Here is a 14,796-nt window from a genome sequence, read left to right as displayed (position 1 = left end):
TTACTCGGCGGCGTCCGCCTCCTCATCCACATGCGCGACCCGGGTGCCGGATTTTGCCGAGGTCACCACGCCCAGAGACTTCAGCTTCCGGTGCAGGGCTGAGCGTTCCATGCCGACGAAATTCGCCGTGCGGGAAATGTTACCGCCAAAGCGGTTGATCTGGGTCAGCAGGTATTCACGCTCAAACGCCTCACGCGCCTCCCGCAACGCCAGCGTCGCCAAGGCCCCGGACAAGACCACGCGGTTCTCGTCATCGCTGCCCTCTTCAACGCCGGGCAGTTCGCGCGCCTCGATGGCGCCGTTCTCATCGCCCAGGATCAGCACCCGCTCCACCAGGTTTTTCAACTGACGCACATTGCCAGGCCAGATCATGGTCTGCATCAGCGCTTCTGCATCTTCGCTGATCTCGCGGATCGGCAGACCCTGCACCGCGTTCATTTCCGCAATGAAATGCGCCGCCAGCGCCGGAATGTCCTCGCGCCGCTCTTCCAGTGACGGCACAGCAATCGGCACGACGTTGAGACGGTGGTAGAGCTCCTCGCGGAAGGTCCCGGCCACAATCGCCTGCTCCAGATCGCGGTTGGTCGAGGAGATCACCCGCAGATCCACACGCACCTTGTCATTACCGCCCACGCGCTGAAACTGCTGATCGACCAGGACGCGCAGAATTTTTGACTGGGTGCCCACCGGCATATCGGCAACTTCGTCAAAGTAGATCACACCACCGTGCGCCTCTTCGAGCAGCCCCGGTTCCACGCCGCGCTCTGCGGTCTCGCGGCCAAAGAGCACCTCTTCCATCCGCTCCGGTGCCACCCCGGCGCAATTGACCGTGACAAAGGGCGCCGAGGCGCGGTTGGAGTTGGCGTGAATGTAGCGCGCGGCCACCTCTTTACCGCAACCCGCGGGGCCCGTCAGCATCACCCGACCGTTGGATTTGGTCACCTTGTCCAATTGACTGACCAGCGCCCGGAAGGCCGCCGAGGTGCCGATCATCTCCGATCTGGTGACATCGCGCCGCCGCAGGCTCTGGTTCTCGCGGCGCAGGCGTGAAGTTTCCATCGCCCGCCGGATCACCACCAGCAGCTGATCAATGTTGAAGGGCTTTTCGATAAAATCGTAGGCCCCCTGTTTGATCGCCGCCACCGCGATCTCGATATTGCCATGCCCGGAAATGATCACCACCGGCACATCCGGATTGTCGCGTTTGACCGTCTTGAGGATATCGATGCCATCCATGCGGCTGTCTTTCAGCCAGATGTCCAGGATGATCAGCGCGGGCGCTTCGGCGTTGATCGCCGCCATCGCATCATCCGAATTCCCGGCCAATCGTGTGGCAAACCCCTCGTCAATCAGGATGTCCGAGATCAGTTCCCGGATGTCACGCTCGTCGTCTACAATGAGAATATCGCTCATGGGTCATTTCCTTCCAGCACTGGGGAGAGTTCGGTTTCTGCGGCGCCGCTTGTACAGGGCAGCGTGATCACTGCCATGGCGCCCGCGTGGGTCTGGCCGTCAAAGGCCGGTGCATCTTCGAGCGACAGGCTGCCGCCGTGCTCTTCGATAATCTTTTTCACGATGGGCAGGCCAAGACCGGTGCCCTCGCTTCGGGTTGTCACATAGGGTTCAAAAAGCCGCGCTCGGTCTTCGGGCAGGCCGATCCCATTATCCGCAATCGTGATCCGGGCGCGATCGTCCTCGACGCTCAACCGGATCTGAATGGTCGGAACATGTCCATCTGGCACGCCATTTTTACTCAGGGTTTCAATGGCTTCCCCGGCGTTCTTGATCAAGTTTGTCAAGGCTTGGCTGATCATCGTCGCATCAAGATCAGCGGTCACCGCACGATCCGGCAGGGCGGCGTCGATCTTTACATCGGGCTGTCCGGTCTGCTGAAGCAGAACCGCATCGCGCACCAGATCCGTCAGGTTCGACGCCTTGCGGTCCGGTTCCGGCATCCGGGCAAATTTGGAAAACTCATCAACGATGCGGCGCAGATCGCCGGTTTGCCGCACGATCACATCGGTCATCTGTTCCAGCGTCTCGCTGTCCTCCCCCACTTTCGGGGAAAACTTGCGCTTGATCCGCTCAGCGGACAATTGGATCGGGGTCAGCGGGTTCTTGATCTCATGCGCAATCCGCCGGGCGACGTCGCCCCAGGCCGCCATCCGCTGCGCGCTGACCAGATCGGTGACATCGTCAAAGGAGACCACATAGCCTTCCAGCGCACCGTCCTGCGAGCGCCGCTTGGCCATGCGCACCAGCAGGTTTTCCGAGCGCCTCTGCCGGGTGACTTTGACCTCGCCCTGCGCCACTTCGTAATGTGGCTGGGTGATTGTCTCAAAAATCGGCCCGAACTCCGGCACCGCCACCTTGAGCGAGAGCGATTCCTGCCCCGCCTGCCAATCCAGCAATCGTTCAGCGGATTTATTCACGAAGGTGACCCGTCCCTGCGGATCGAGCCCAACGACCCCGGAGGTCACGGAACTCAGCACGGAATCAAAGAGGCGCCGCCGGCGTTCAATCTGTTCGGTGTTTTCCACCAGCGTTTCGCGCTGCGCCTTCAACTGCTTGGTCATCTGGTTGAAATACCGCCCCAGCATGGCGATCTCATCATCGCCCTCCTCTTCGCGGACCTGCACATCGAGATCGCCCGCACCGACCTGCTGCGCGGCTCCGGTCAGACGCCCCACGGGCACGGACAGACGTTCCGCGAACCACAGGCCCAGCCAGATCGCCGCCAGGATCAGGATCACCGCAAAGGCCAGATAAAGCAGCACAAAATCAAAAAGCAGCCGCCCACGTTCGCTTTCGAGTTGCTGGTAGAGCCGCACGGTTTCCTGCGTTTCATCCAGCAGCGACAGGATTTCGCCATCGACATCGCGGCTGATGTAAAGGAACCGGTCGACAAAGGCGGAGAGGCGCACGATGGCGCGGAATTCGCTGTTGGCCCAATCTTCGATGACCAGCACTTCTTGCTCATCTGCATCAAGCAGTTGCTGTTGTGTCGGTTTCTCAAAATCGAAAAGATAAGATCGGTCGCCCCGCGCCCGAATGTCGCCGGTGCCGTCAATCAGATAGGCCTCGCGCAATCCGCGCTGGATTTGCCGCTGCCCCTCGCCCAGCAATTCACTGTCGGACACATTGATACCGGTGCGGCGCGCCTCATTCAGGCTGCGTGCCAGGGCCAGCGCATCCTCGGCAAGATCGATCTGCTGTTCAGCCTCATAGGCCTGTGCGGCGGCAAGCGAGCTGCCGACCACCTCGCGCACCCGGTCCGAAAACCACCCCTCAAGCCCCACGCTGATCGTGAGACCGGCAAAAATCGCCACGGTCACCGTGGGGATCAGGGCCATCAAGGCAAAGACCCCGGTCAGGCGCAGGTGCAGCCGGGACCCGGCTGATTTTGCCCGCCGCGCCGCGATCAATCGCCCGACCTGGGCCAGCACAAGAGCGGCGACAACGAGGATATAGACCAAATCGGCAAGCAGGATCAGGCGCAGCCCGAGCGTATTGCCCGCTTGCCCCACCGGACCGAGCACGAGATAGGTCGAAAGCGCCAAAAGCGGCCCCAGAACGACAAGGCCCAGGGTTGTGAAGTTCCGCATGCGGCGCATCCGGCGCAAACGCCCCAGCCGCAGCCATAGTGACCTTTCTACACGGGGGTTCACCCGATGCCCTCACTTATGATGTGGCGCCAAGGCACCGTACCGCTCTATTTTGTGGTCCTGAGCAGGGGTGTCCCCAATCGGCCACGCTTTGTGTGGCAGTTTTACATCAATTTTCGGCGCCGTGTCACCTCAATATCGAGGTCGGTAATCTTTTTTCGCAGGGTATTTCGATTTATTCCAAGCAAATCAGCGCATTTCGCCTGATTTCCGCCGGTTGCTTCGAGCGCAATTTCGATCAGTGGCCCCTCAACTTCGCGCAAAATCCGCGCGTAGAGCCCGGCTGGGGGCAGCATATTCCCGTGCAGGTCGAAGTAGCGCCGCAAATGACGCTCCACTGACGCGCCCAGCTTTTCGGTGTTTCCCGAGGCGCGCATCGGTTCAAGATCCGGCTGCGCGCCCAGGACCTGCTCCACCTCACTGGCGGAGATTTCGGCGGCGCGGCTGGTCAGACCCAGGCGACGGACCGCGTTTTCCAGCTGGCGCACGTTGCCGGGCCAACTGTAGTTGCGGAAAATCTCGGCAGCTTCCCGCGACAATTCACGTGGCGCCGCCCCCGACGCCTCCGCCTTGGCCAGAAAGTGATCCGCAAGGATGGGAATGTCATCGACACGCTCCCGCAGCGCCGGCACGGTTAGGGTGGCACCACTCAGCCGGTAATAGAGGTCCTTGCGCATCTGCCCCGCCTCCATCGCGGCGTTCAGATCCGACTGGCTGGTGGCGAGGAACCGCGGGGAATATTCGCCGGGCGTGTCCATCATATGGACCAGCCGCGCTTGCAACTCAGCGGGGAGATCGGCGATCTCTTCGACCAGAAGCGTGCCCCCCTTCACCCGCGCCAACAGCCGCGCAGGCCCCTCAAGATCCTGCAGCTCTTCGATCGAGGCGGTGATGAAGGGCAGACTGCGCCGGTCCGAGAAATCGTGGATGGCGCGCGCGATCAGGGACTTCCCGGTCCCGGATTCGCCCCAGATCAGCACCGGCAGATCCGTGTTCATCACCCGCGCCACCACCCGGTAAAGCGCCTGCATCACCGCCGTACGGCCTACCAGAGGCAATTCGTCAGGGCGGGTATTGGCGTCCTCGGGCAGCCGTCGGTTTTGCGGTCGTGTTTCCAGCGCGCGCGCTGTTCGCTTCATCAGGTCCGGCAGGTCGAAGGGTTTGGGCAGGTAGTCATAGGCCTCCGCCTCTGCTGCCTGAATGGCGGTCATGATGGTGTTCTGTGCTGAAATCACGATCACCGGCAGACCGGGCCGGTCATCCGCGATCTTGGGCAGCATCTCCAGACCGTTCCCATCAGGCATCATCACGTCAGAGATCACGACATCGCCTTTACCCTCGCCCACCCATCGCATCAGCGTGGTCAGGCTGGAGGTCGCATGTACCTTGCACCCGGCGCGCGTCAGGGCCTGTGTCAGAACGGTCCTGATCGTTCTGTCGTCATCTGCAACCAATACCGTACCGTCCATCGTTAGCTCTCCTTCACAAGTCTTGCGCCGCACCTTTGGGTGCGCGGGGCAGGGAAATCCGAAATACTGTTCTACCGGGCACAGAGGTGACTGAAATCCAGCCACTGTGGTCCGACACGATCTTGCTCACCAATGCGAGGCCGAGCCCCGTTCCGTTTTCACGCCCCGATACAAACGGATCGAACACATCACCCTTGATGCTTTCGGGCAGGCCCGGGCCGTCATCGATGATCTCTATCTGCAGGGGCAGTGACTGACCGGACCCATCAGCCCGGCGCAGACGAAACGAATGCTCATAATAGCTGTGCAGCCTGATGGTGCCCGCCTCGCCTTCGGTCGCCTCGGAGGCGTTTTTCAACAGGTTCAACACCACCTGCAGCAGTTGATCAGGATCCCCCAACGCCAGCGGCAGGGAGGGGTCATAATCCTCGATGATCTTCATATGCGCGCCAAAGCCGAGCAGCGCGGACCGACGCGCACGGTCCAGAACGTCATGCACGTTCACCGGTTGGAAATCCGGCATCGAGAGATTGCCAAACTGCTCCACCTGCCCCAGCAACTTCACGATCCGGCGGCTTTCCTCGACGATCAGATCGGTGAGTTCCAGATCATCCGCGCCCAGGTTCATGCTCAGCAACTGGGCGGCCCCGGTGATGCCCGCCAGCGGGTTCTTGATCTCATGGGCCAGCATTTCGGCCATGCCAATCGCGGATTTGGCCGCCGATTTGACCGAATGGTTCTGCGTCATCCGCCCGGCCAGCTCGCGCGGTGAGATCATCAGGATCATGTGCTCGGAATGCCCAACCAAGGGTGCAACCTGCAAATCGGATTGCATCGGCGCGCGCTGACCGCTGCCCACATCCACATCGTTCACGAAAAGCGGCGTGTTGGTATCGCGCGCCCGCACGAAGGCGGTCTCCAGCGGATCATTCACCGCAATCTGATCCCAGACGGGAATGCCACGCACGGATTTGGCCGAGACGTTCAGAAAGCCTTCGGCAGCCGAATTGATGTCGACGATCTTGTCATCCGGTCCGATGATCAGCGTTGGCACCGGCAGGCTTGCCCAAATCGCGCGGTCCGAGTTCATGCAGCCACCAAATCGCTGGGCATGCAGGCCTGCCCGATCAGCGACAACGTCTTATCAACACGCGCGCCCGTCAGAACGGCGCGCCGCAGATCATCCGGGGTTTTGCAGGTATCCATGTACCAGCCGAGATGTTTGCGGGACACCCGCAGCCCCAATTCCGGACCGTAAAAGGCGATCATCGCCTCGTAATGCGCTTGCACCATGGCCGCAAAATCGGCACCGGTCGGAATGCCTGGCGCTGCTGTGCCAAAAAGCCTATGGGCGATCTCTGCCAACAGCCATGGCTTGCCGCGCGCACCGCGGCCCACCATGATCCCATCGGCCCCCGAAAGCGCCATGGCCCGCCGGGCCGATGTGCTGTCGATAATGTCGCCATTTGCGATCACCGGAATCGCGACTGCATTTTTCACCTCATGGATAGCGGCCCAATCTGCGGCGCCCTTGTAGAATTGGCACCGCGTCCGTCCGTGGATGGTGATCATCGTGATCCCGGCTGCCTCCGCCCGGCGCGCGATCTCCGGCGCATTGCGCATCCGGTCATCCCAGCCCAGGCGGGTTTTCAGCGTCACCGGTATCTTAACCGCCTTCACCACTGCCTCGATCAGGGTCAGCGCATGATCGGGCGTGCGCATCAGGGCAGAACCGGAATAGCCCTGTGTCACCTTCTTGGCCGGACACCCCATATTGATGTCGATCACCTGTGCGCCCTGCCCTTCGACCATCCGCGCAGCTTCCGCCATGGGGGCGGCTTCCCGACCCGCCAGTTGCACCGCGGTGCCCACATGACCCAACCCCAGCTCCGCTTTCTCCCGGCTGCCGGGGCGTGCATTCAACATGTCATGGCTTGCGACCATTTCCGAAACCACCAGACCCGCGCCGAAGGACGCGACCAAATTCCGGAACGGCAAATCGGTGATTCCTGCCATGGGCGCCAGCATCACCGGCGGCGTCAGATCGAATGGCGGGGTAACTGCGGGCAAATGCTTAATCCTTAGGCAAGTGTCATTGGTGTATCAATGTAGCAGGTTTCTCTCAATATATCAGCGCTCTTGCGATCACGACTAATGGCTCACTGCCTATTTTTTAATCACACCCACCCGCCAATTGCCTCCGCTTCTGCAAAGCCCTAGACACGGGATATGAAGAAGGCCCAAGGCATATGAAAATTGGCGCGGTCATCGTTGCGGCAGGTCGCGGCGCACGCGCGGGCGGCGGCACGCCCAAGCAATGGCGGCCCCTGGCGGGCCAAACCAGCACGCAATTCGCCCTGCAGGCATTCGCGTCACATCCGGGCATCGAGCGTCTGGTTCTGGTGCTGCATGCCGATGACATCGCTACCGATTGCTGGCCTGCGACGCCGCCTGCGGAAATTGTCACCGGGGGCGAGACCCGCAGCGCTTCGGTGCTGGCAGGCTTGCAGGTTCTGGAGGGGGCCTGTGATCAGGTGTTGATCCATGATGCCGCGCGGCCCTGTGTATCACGTGCGGTTATTGATGGCGTCATCGACGCGCTGCGCTCCGGGCCAGCGGCGGCCCCGGCGGTCGCTGTTGTCGATGCGCTTTGGCGCGGTGAAAACGGCGCCGTGGCAGAGACGGTGGACCGCAGCGCGCTCTACCGCGCGCAGACGCCTCAGGGGTTCGATCTCGATGCCATTCTCGCGGCGCATCGGGCGTTCCCGGATGGGGCCGCAGATGATGTCGCCCTTGCCCGTCGCGCGGGTCTTACGGTTGCCATCACGCGCGGCAGCGAGGACAATCTGAAAATCACATTGCCCGAGGACTTCGAGCGGGCAGAACGCATCCTGAGGGCCAGCGATGGACATTAGACTTGGCAATGGATTTGACGTGCATGCCTTCGGGCCAGGCGACCATGTTATCCTCTGCGGCGTGAAAATCCCGCATGATCAGGGGCTTGTCGGGCATTCGGATGCCGACGTGGCGCTGCACACGATCACCGATGCGATTTACGGTGCCCTGGCGGAGGGAGACATCGGCCAGCACTTCCCCCCAAGCGATCCGCAGTGGAAAGGGGCCGCCAGCGACGTGTTTTTAAAACATGCCGTGGTCCTCGCGCATGGCATGGGTTTTGACATTTCCAACGTCGATTGCACGCTAATCTGCGAATTCCCAAAGATCGGCCCGCACGCGCAAAAGATGCGGGGCTGTGTTGCCGATATCATGGGGCTTGATCCCGCACGCGTGTCGGTGAAGGCCACCACCTCAGAACGGCTCGGGTTCACCGGGCGCGGTGAAGGGATTGCCTGTATCGCCACGGCCGCTCTGGTGAAATCATGATGGGGATGGCGAAGCTGATCGGGACCGTTCTGGGGGTGGGTTACATCCGTCCGGCGCCGGGCACCTGGGGGTCCCTTGTGGCCCTGCCCTGGGCTTGGCTTTTGCATATTCTGGGCGGGTTTCCATTGCTGCTTTTGGGGGTCGTCGCAGCATTTCTCAAAGGCTGGTGGGCGACTGCGCAGATGACCCGCGGCAGCAAAGATCACGACCCCTCGGAGATCGTTGTGGATGAGCTTGTCGGCCAGTGGATCGCGCTCCTGCCGCTCTCCTACGCCGCCTGGTCAATGGGGATCAACGTGCTGGCCATGTGGCCCGGCTGGATCGCCGCCTTTGTGCTCTTTCGGTTTTTCGACATCCTCAAACCGGGGCCCGTGGGCTGGGCAGACCGGCGCGGTGATGCCCTGGGCGTGATGCTGGACGATGTGATCGCGGGCGTATTCGCCGCCCTCGGGGTCTTGGTTCTGGCGGGTCTCTACCACGGCCTGTTGACATGAGCGTTGCGTCGGAACTCATTGAAAAAGCCTCATATCTCGGCAAAATGATTGCTGCCGCAGAAAGCTGCACCGGTGGTATGGTCACCGCGGCGCTCACGGATATTGCGGGCTCCTCCGCGGTTGTCGAACGCGGCTTCGTGACCTACACAAACGCGGCCAAAACGGAATTGCTGGGCGTCAAACCCGACACGCTGGCGGCCCATGGTGCCGTTTCCGAAGAGGTGGCCGCAGAAATGGCGCAGGGTGCTTTGGCGGCCTCCCACGCTCAGATCGCGATTTCCGTGACCGGAATCGCCGGTCCGGGCGGATCGGATCACAAACCTGAAGGGCGCGTCTGTTTCGGGCTGGCGGATGGATCACAAGTGCGCACCGAAACCGTTGAATTTGGCGCCTTGGGCCGCGACAAGGTGCGCAGGGCCGCGCGGGATCACGCGTTACGACTGATATTATCCGCGCTCTGATCCACGCAATGCGGCCGTAAAACCGGCCATGTCGCCGTCCTGAACGCTCTGCCAAAGCGGATACGCCCGAGTTTCTCCCAACAGGCCCGCCGCCTTCGCGCGCAGTTTCTCTTTGCGCTGCTCTAGGGTGATCGGCGCGGCCAGATCATGCGCCACGCGGAGCGTTTCACCCGTGTTGAGCGTGATCGCAACCTCCGCCTGCATCTCGGACAATTGCGCGTCGGCCTCCACACTGACCTTCTGCCGCATCGCTCTGAGCTCAGGATCAGTGGCGAGTGTGTCGGTGAACATCTCACGCTGTGCGGTCGATTTGCCCAACAGCGCCATGGCCGCGGTGTGCCGATAGCTGAATTTTGCCGCCAGGCCGGTTTCGGGATCGGGCTTGTTACAGACAGACATCCAGCGCGGATGCGTTTTAATCTCTATTTTTTCAATGCTTTGGGGGGCGACGGTAATAGAACTCAGAGCATCCAGCGTCGCGTGCAACCCGTGACAACAGGCGTGGAACTTGTGGCTTATCGACAGTATTTGCCAGGGCGCCTGACCCAGCGTGGCCAGAGAGCTGGTGTCGCCGGCACCGTGATGGGTCGCGCCAAATCCTAGCGGACCGGCCAGACCATCAGCCGCTGCGGTCACCCCGCTTTGCGCCCACAGACCGGCCTCCACACCGCTACGCGCCGCAAGTCCGGCGTTCAAAGGTTTGCCGCCGGTGCCGAATTGAGCTTTGACGCCAGAGGCCAGTGAAGCGCATAAGCCCAGGGCATGCCGCGTCTGATCCGGTGACAGCCGCAGCAAGCGCGCCGCTGCCAGCGTTGCGCCAAAGGCACCTGCCGTTGCGGTCTGATGAAACCCGACCTCATAGTGATCACGACCCAGCCAAAGACCCACGTGAATGGAGGCCTCGACCCCAATCAAAGCGGCCTCCAGAAAGGTTTCAAAATCCAGATTCTGTTGTTCCGCAAGCGCCAGAGCAGCAGGCACCACCGCCACGGAAGGGTGCCCAATATGCGCAAAATGGGTGTCGTCAAAATCCAGCGCGTGGCTCAAGGTGCCATTGATCAGCGCCGCGTTGGCTGCAGGCACCGCACCCCCGCCCAACACGGTCACCTCGGCCACGCCCCCTTGCGCGATCATCGCTGTGCGAAACCCTGTGAATTCAGGATCATCCGCACCGGCAATGCCACAGGCCGCCCAATCAAAGAGCGACAGCCGCATCATATCGCGCGCCGCGCCATCCACCGAATAACTTTTAAAATCAATCAGTTGATCGGTGATCCCCGTCATTGCGCCGCCAGGCATTTCAGGCGGTTTCCTTGCCGTAAAGCGCTTCGGCGCGTGCCTCGAAAGCACGCACAATCCGCTGCATCGCTTCATTGAACACAACACCGATCAGACGCTGCAGGATCATGTTCCGAAAGGCAAAATCGACAAAGAAGCTGACCTCGCAGCCCCCCTCAACATCACGAAACCCCCAATTGGATTTCATGTAACGAAAGGGACCGTCCAGATATTCGGTGTCGATCTTCTTGTCCCCCGGCATGAGTTCCACGCGGCTGGTGAACCTTTCGCGAAAGACCTTGAAGCTGATCACCAGATCCGCCTCCATGATTTCGGCGTCCCCATGCGGCGTGACCGACTTCACCCGCGCCGCAGAACACCATGGCAAAAACTCAGGATAGCGCGCCACATCGGCCACAAGATCGTACATTTGCTGCGCTGTGTAGGGAAGTTTTCGGGTCTCGGAGTGCGTAGGCATTGATTTGTCAGTTTGTGAAGGTTAGCCATCCATGTCCTATTTCCGCCGCTCAATATCAAGGTCTAACACATGCCCACGCGTCCTTATGTCATAGACGAAATGATCTCTGCCAAGGCGATTGCCGCACGTATCGAAGACCTTTGTCGCGAAATCCAGACCGAATTTGCCGGGACGGACAAGCTGGTTGTTGTGGGCCTGTTGCGGGGTAGTTTCGTGTTCATCGCGGATCTCGTGCGCGAGCTGGACCTGCCCATCGAGGTCGATTTCCTGGAAGCCTCCAGCTATGGCGACGGCATGGAAAGCACCCGCGAAGTGCGTATTCTCAAAGACCTGCGCGGCGCCATTGAAGGTCGCGATGTGCTGGTGGTTGAGGACATTGTCGACACCGGCCACACGCTGAACCACGTCACCCATCTGCTGGAAAGCCGCCTGCCCGCGCGGTTGAAGTCCATCGCCCTGCTCGACAAGCCCAGCCGCCGCGAGGTGGACTTCAAGGCGAACTGGACCGGCTTTGAGATTCCGGACGAATTCGTCGTGGGCTACGGCATCGATTTTGCGCAACGCAACCGCAACCTGCCCTATATCGGCAAGGTCCGCTTCGCGGAAAAATAATGCGCCCCTTGTGATCAATCGGCTCAGGTCACGCAGAATTGTGATCTGGGCGTTGAATAAATCACCCAATCTAAGCGTATAGTATCCTAGAGGCCTGATGTGCGCAGGGGCTCGCTTTAACGTATCCATTGTCCTGCAAGGAGATAGAGAATGAAACGATCCCTCACCCTACCGCTCGTGGCTGCATTGGCGCTGACCGCCGTGGCGGGTACGGCCATCGGCGACGGTCATTCAAACAAAGCCCTCGAAGATGCCATCAAGGCCCGCAAAGCGCAGATGACATTGGTGGGCTATAACACCGGCCTGCTGGGCGCGATGGCCAAGGGCGAAACCCCCTATGATGCTGCGGCGGCCACGGCGGCGGCCTCGACCCTCGCAGCTGTTGCGAAACTGGACCGCAGCATTCTGTGGCTCGAAGGATCCGTTCAGGGCACGGTCGAAGGCACCCGCGCCAAGGCGGACATCTGGACGGATGCAGCGGGTTTTGAAAAGGCTGCCGCCGGTCTTGAGGCAGCATCAGCCGATATGGTGACCGCTGCCGGCACAGATCTTGCGTCGCTTCAGGCGCAGATGAAGGCGCTCGGCGATTCCTGCGGGACATGCCACAAGGCCTATCGCGGTCCCAAGAACTGATCGCATCGATGCGGTTGTTTACGGGTCTGGTGCTGGCAGTCTGCGCCGCCGGTCTGGTGTTCTGGGGCATAACAACGCCGGACAGGACACCGCCGGATTTCGCGGGTACCTCTGCTGGGGATGTCGAGGCTGGCGCGCTGGTCTTTGCGGCGGGGGGCTGCGCCTCGTGCCACAAAGCCCCCGATGCCAGCGCGGAAAACAAACTGGTGCTGGCGGGGGGCCACGCGTTCCCCAGCGATTTCGGCACATTCTACGCGCCGAATATCTCGCCGGATCCGCAGGCCGGCATCGGACAGTGGACACAGGATGAGTTTGCCGTTGCACTGACCAAAGGCGTGTCCCCCGAGGGCGCGCATTACTACCCCGCCTTCCCCTATGCGGCATATAGCAAGATGACCGCGCAGGATGTCGTGGATCTTTTTGCCTATATGAAAACCCTGCCCACCGCGCAGACCCCCAGCCGCGACCATGACGTCGGATTTCCGTTTTCAATCCGCCGCACGCTTGGCGTCTGGAAACATCTCTTTGTCAGCGATGACTACCATATCACCGGCACGTTGAGCCCGGAGGTGGAACGCGGGCGTTACCTGACCGAAGCGCTGGCGCATTGCACCGAATGCCACACGGAACGCAATGCCTTGGGCGGGCTGAACACCGGCAGGTGGCTCGCAGGTGCCCCTAATCCATCCGGAAAAGGTCGCATCCCAAACATCACGCCGTCAGATCTGGATTGGTCCGAGGCGGATCTTATTGCGTATTTCACCAGCGGATTCACACCGGATTACGACAGCGCGGGCGGCGAGATGGCAGAGGTGATTGAAAACCTCGCGCTGCTGCCCGCAGAAGACCGCGCGGCACTGGCTGCTTACCTACAAGCGGTACCCGCGATCCCCTGAGCACAGACCCCGTCAGATGTTGGACGATTCGCCCATCGGGATCGGTCGCGTACGACGTGGTTTTTCGCTTTGCGCATCACGTGCGAAAATCGCGTGGATGGCATCGTCAATATGATGGCAGGCCACATCATATCGGTTGCGGTCGAGAGATTTCTTTATGTCACGAAGGGCAAACACAGCCCAATGGTTATCGGTCATATCATAGGCTTTCGAAAAAGGAACTTGCTCCTCCGCCATATACAACTTTTACGATTTTCTGTACGGGAAATCGGCGCCGCGTTTCCCCACCGGACGTTACGTCACGCCCGGTCAGGCGATCCCCAGCTTGCGATTCCGGGCCGCGCGCAGCTGCGCAAAATCATCGCCCGCGTGATAGGAGGACCGCGTCAGCGGTGTTGCCGAGACCATCAGGAACCCCTTGCCATAGGCCGCTTTTTCATAAGCAGCAAACTCGTCGGGGTGCACGAACCGATCCACCGCATGGTGTTTCGGCGTCGGCTGCAGGTACTGACCGATGGTCAGAAAATCGATGTCCGCGGCGCGCATGTCTTCCATCACCTGCATCACGGACTGCTTGTTTTCGCCCAAGCCCACCATGATCCCGGATTTGGTGAACATCGACGGGTCGAGCTCTTTCACCCGCTGCAACAGGCGCAATGAATGAAAATACCGCGCGCCGGGGCGCACTTCGGGATAAAGGCCCGGCACGGTTTCAAGGTTGTGGTTAAAGACATCCGGGCGCGCTTCGACGACCAGTTCCAGCGCCTCCGGGGCACATTTGATAAAATCGGGCGTCAGGATTTCGATGGTGGTGTCCGGGCTGCGATGCCGGATGGCGCGAATCGTCTGGGCGAAATGATCCGCCCCGCCGTCTTCGACATCGTCGCGGTCCACCGAGGTGATGACCACATGGTTCAGGCCCAGCTTTTCCACCGCATGGGCGACGCGGCCTGGCTCAAATGCGTCCAGCGCTTCGGGGGGTTTGCCGGTCGCAATATTACAGAAGGTGCAGGCGCGGGTGCAGACCTCGCCCATGATCATCATGGTCGCGTGGCCCTGGCTCCAGCATTCGCCGACGTTCGGACATCCCGCCTCTTCGCAAACTGTCACCAGCTTGTTCTCGCGCATGATGCGCGCTGTTTCGGCGTACCCCTGACCGCCGGGCGCCTTGACGCGAATCCAGCTGGGCTTTTTGGGTTGCGGATTGTCCGGGCGCCGCGCCTTTTCGGGATGGCGCTGTTCTGGAATTTTGAGGTCCCGCGGGGCCATATGGGTCACTCCTTTAACAGCAGGCACCCATGGCACCCCTCGTTGCTTCCTATGTAGACATCTTATGGGTGGTGTTTCAACAGTCCCCCGCGTCGCAGGCCGCATGGCTGCCTTGCAAAAACAAGCACTGAAAAAGTAAAGGGCGCCACGAGGACGC

General features: G+C 60.9%; 16 protein-coding genes. 7 read left to right on the top strand and 9 right to left on the bottom strand.

The annotated features are described in order from the left end of the window. The 5 genes from Q1A63_RS07730 to dusB all read right to left on the bottom strand — a co-directional run bounded on the left by Q1A63_RS07730 (position 1) and on the right by dusB (position 7,204). A complete protein-coding gene (locus Q1A63_RS07730; protein ID WP_298969652.1) occupies positions 1–1,413 on the bottom strand; it encodes a sigma-54 dependent transcriptional regulator in 1,413 nt (470 codons plus the stop codon). Next, on the bottom strand, positions 1,410–3,614 hold the full coding sequence (locus Q1A63_RS07725) for a PAS domain-containing sensor histidine kinase (RefSeq protein ID WP_299631179.1): 2,205 nt from the start codon (positions 3,612–3,614) through the stop codon (positions 1,410–1,412). Before Q1A63_RS07725 ends, Q1A63_RS07730 begins: the two co-directional genes overlap by 4 nt. 155 nt (positions 3,615–3,769) lie before the next feature. Further along, entirely contained in the window at positions 3,770–5,134 is a 1,365-nt protein-coding gene (locus Q1A63_RS07720) for a response regulator (protein ID WP_298969653.1), read from the bottom strand. 13 nt (positions 5,135–5,147) lie between these two features. Continuing rightward, positions 5,148–6,224, bottom strand: a complete 1,077-nt coding sequence (locus Q1A63_RS07715; protein WP_298969654.1) for an ATP-binding protein — start codon at positions 6,222–6,224, stop codon at positions 5,148–5,150. Further along, on the bottom strand, positions 6,221–7,204 hold the full coding sequence (gene dusB / locus Q1A63_RS07710; protein WP_298969655.1) for a tRNA dihydrouridine synthase DusB: 984 nt from the start codon (positions 7,202–7,204) through the stop codon (positions 6,221–6,223). Before dusB ends, Q1A63_RS07715 begins: the two co-directional genes overlap by 4 nt. Before the next feature lie 179 nt (positions 7,205–7,383). Here dusB and ispD point away from each other — a divergent pair, with 179 nt between their 5' ends. From ispD to Q1A63_RS07690, 4 genes are read left to right on the top strand one after another with little or no spacing between them, the layout of a single operon-like run. Beyond that, positions 7,384–8,049, top strand: coding sequence for a 2-C-methyl-D-erythritol 4-phosphate cytidylyltransferase (gene ispD / locus Q1A63_RS07705; protein ID WP_298969656.1), 666 nt, complete (start codon positions 7,384–7,386; stop codon positions 8,047–8,049). After that, complete coding sequence (gene ispF / locus Q1A63_RS07700; protein WP_298969657.1) at positions 8,039–8,518, top strand: 2-C-methyl-D-erythritol 2,4-cyclodiphosphate synthase; 480 nt, start codon at positions 8,039–8,041, stop codon at positions 8,516–8,518. Before ispD ends, ispF begins: the two co-directional genes overlap by 11 nt. Next, positions 8,518–9,012 carry a phosphatidylglycerophosphatase A gene (locus tag Q1A63_RS07695; RefSeq protein WP_298970466.1) on the top strand — a complete coding sequence of 165 codons (495 nt, stop codon included), beginning with the start codon at positions 8,518–8,520 and terminating at the stop codon, positions 9,010–9,012. Before ispF ends, Q1A63_RS07695 begins: the two co-directional genes overlap by 1 nt. After that, complete coding sequence (locus tag Q1A63_RS07690; protein WP_298969658.1) at positions 9,009–9,473, top strand: CinA family protein; 465 nt, start codon at positions 9,009–9,011, stop codon at positions 9,471–9,473. The genes Q1A63_RS07695 and Q1A63_RS07690 overlap by 4 nt, the downstream gene beginning before the upstream one ends. On the opposite strand, the gene Q1A63_RS07685 is transcribed toward Q1A63_RS07690, so the two are convergent. Together Q1A63_RS07685 and Q1A63_RS07680 are read right to left on the bottom strand one after the other, a co-directional pair. Then, complete coding sequence (locus Q1A63_RS07685; protein WP_299631163.1) at positions 9,459–10,772, bottom strand: MmgE/PrpD family protein; 1,314 nt, start codon at positions 10,770–10,772, stop codon at positions 9,459–9,461. The genes Q1A63_RS07690 and Q1A63_RS07685 overlap by 15 nt on opposite strands. A gap of 1 nt (position 10,773) precedes the next feature. Then, positions 10,774–11,229 carry a type II toxin-antitoxin system RatA family toxin gene (locus Q1A63_RS07680; RefSeq protein ID WP_298969660.1) on the bottom strand — a complete coding sequence of 152 codons (456 nt, stop codon included), beginning with the start codon at positions 11,227–11,229 and terminating at the stop codon, positions 10,774–10,776. A gap of 69 nt (positions 11,230–11,298) precedes the next feature. On the opposite strand from Q1A63_RS07680, the gene hpt reads away from it, so the two are divergent. From hpt to Q1A63_RS07665, 3 genes are all read left to right on the top strand, one after another. Next, a complete protein-coding gene (hpt, locus tag Q1A63_RS07675) occupies positions 11,299–11,841 on the top strand; it encodes a hypoxanthine phosphoribosyltransferase (RefSeq protein ID WP_298969661.1) in 543 nt (180 codons plus the stop codon). 150 nt (positions 11,842–11,991) lie between these two features. Continuing rightward, positions 11,992–12,474, top strand: coding sequence for a cytochrome c (locus Q1A63_RS07670; RefSeq protein WP_299404566.1), 483 nt, complete (start codon positions 11,992–11,994; stop codon positions 12,472–12,474). Further along, complete coding sequence (locus Q1A63_RS07665; protein ID WP_299631162.1) at positions 12,441–13,370, top strand: cytochrome c; 930 nt, start codon at positions 12,441–12,443, stop codon at positions 13,368–13,370. The genes Q1A63_RS07670 and Q1A63_RS07665 overlap by 34 nt, the downstream gene beginning before the upstream one ends. Before the next feature lie 12 nt (positions 13,371–13,382). Here Q1A63_RS07665 and Q1A63_RS07660 read toward each other — a convergent pair whose 3' ends face one another. Both Q1A63_RS07660 and lipA read right to left on the bottom strand, forming a co-directional pair. Beyond that, entirely contained in the window at positions 13,383–13,607 is a 225-nt protein-coding gene (locus tag Q1A63_RS07660; protein ID WP_299631161.1) for a hypothetical protein, read from the bottom strand. Between the two features lie 72 nt (positions 13,608–13,679). Next, complete coding sequence (gene lipA / locus Q1A63_RS07655; RefSeq protein ID WP_298969665.1) at positions 13,680–14,639, bottom strand: lipoyl synthase; 960 nt, start codon at positions 14,637–14,639, stop codon at positions 13,680–13,682. Positions 14,640–14,796: the final 157 nt, after the last annotated feature.

It is taken from the genome of uncultured Roseobacter sp. (assembly GCF_947499265.1).
Taxonomy (GTDB): domain Bacteria; phylum Pseudomonadota; class Alphaproteobacteria; order Rhodobacterales; family Rhodobacteraceae; genus Roseobacter.
The sequence above is the reverse complement of the archived record's forward strand: the minus strand, read 5'-3'. Positions and strand labels throughout refer to the sequence as shown.

Excerpts from the sequence above, each read along its gene's own strand:
- Q1A63_RS07695 (WP_298970466.1), top strand. The coding sequence starts at position 8,518 with ATGGGGATGGCGAAGCTGATCGGGACCGTTCTGGGGGTGGGTTACATC.
- Q1A63_RS07715 (WP_298969654.1), bottom strand. The coding sequence starts at position 6,224 with ATGAACTCGGACCGCGCGATTTGGGCAAGCCTGCCGGTGCCAACGCTG.
- Q1A63_RS07680 (WP_298969660.1), bottom strand. The coding sequence starts at position 11,229 with ATGCCTACGCACTCCGAGACCCGAAAACTTCCCTACACAGCGCAGCAA.
- Q1A63_RS07730 (WP_298969652.1), bottom strand. The coding sequence starts at position 1,413 with ATGAGCGATATTCTCATTGTAGACGACGAGCGTGACATCCGGGAACTG.
- Q1A63_RS07665 (WP_299631162.1), top strand. The coding sequence starts at position 12,441 with ATGCCACAAGGCCTATCGCGGTCCCAAGAACTGATCGCATCGATGCGG.
- Q1A63_RS07670 (WP_299404566.1), top strand. The coding sequence starts at position 11,992 with ATGAAACGATCCCTCACCCTACCGCTCGTGGCTGCATTGGCGCTGACC.
- Q1A63_RS07660 (WP_299631161.1), bottom strand. The coding sequence starts at position 13,607 with ATGGCGGAGGAGCAAGTTCCTTTTTCGAAAGCCTATGATATGACCGAT.
- Q1A63_RS07725 (WP_299631179.1), bottom strand. The coding sequence starts at position 3,614 with ATGCGCCGCATGCGGAACTTCACAACCCTGGGCCTTGTCGTTCTGGGG.
- hpt (WP_298969661.1), top strand. The coding sequence starts at position 11,299 with ATGCCCACGCGTCCTTATGTCATAGACGAAATGATCTCTGCCAAGGCG.
- Q1A63_RS07720 (WP_298969653.1), bottom strand. The coding sequence starts at position 5,134 with ATGGACGGTACGGTATTGGTTGCAGATGACGACAGAACGATCAGGACC.
- ispF (WP_298969657.1), top strand. The coding sequence starts at position 8,039 with ATGGACATTAGACTTGGCAATGGATTTGACGTGCATGCCTTCGGGCCA.
- ispD (WP_298969656.1), top strand. The coding sequence starts at position 7,384 with ATGAAAATTGGCGCGGTCATCGTTGCGGCAGGTCGCGGCGCACGCGCG.
- lipA (WP_298969665.1), bottom strand. The coding sequence starts at position 14,639 with ATGGCCCCGCGGGACCTCAAAATTCCAGAACAGCGCCATCCCGAAAAG.
- Q1A63_RS07690 (WP_298969658.1), top strand. The coding sequence starts at position 9,009 with ATGAGCGTTGCGTCGGAACTCATTGAAAAAGCCTCATATCTCGGCAAA.
- Q1A63_RS07685 (WP_299631163.1), bottom strand. The coding sequence starts at position 10,772 with ATGCCTGGCGGCGCAATGACGGGGATCACCGATCAACTGATTGATTTT.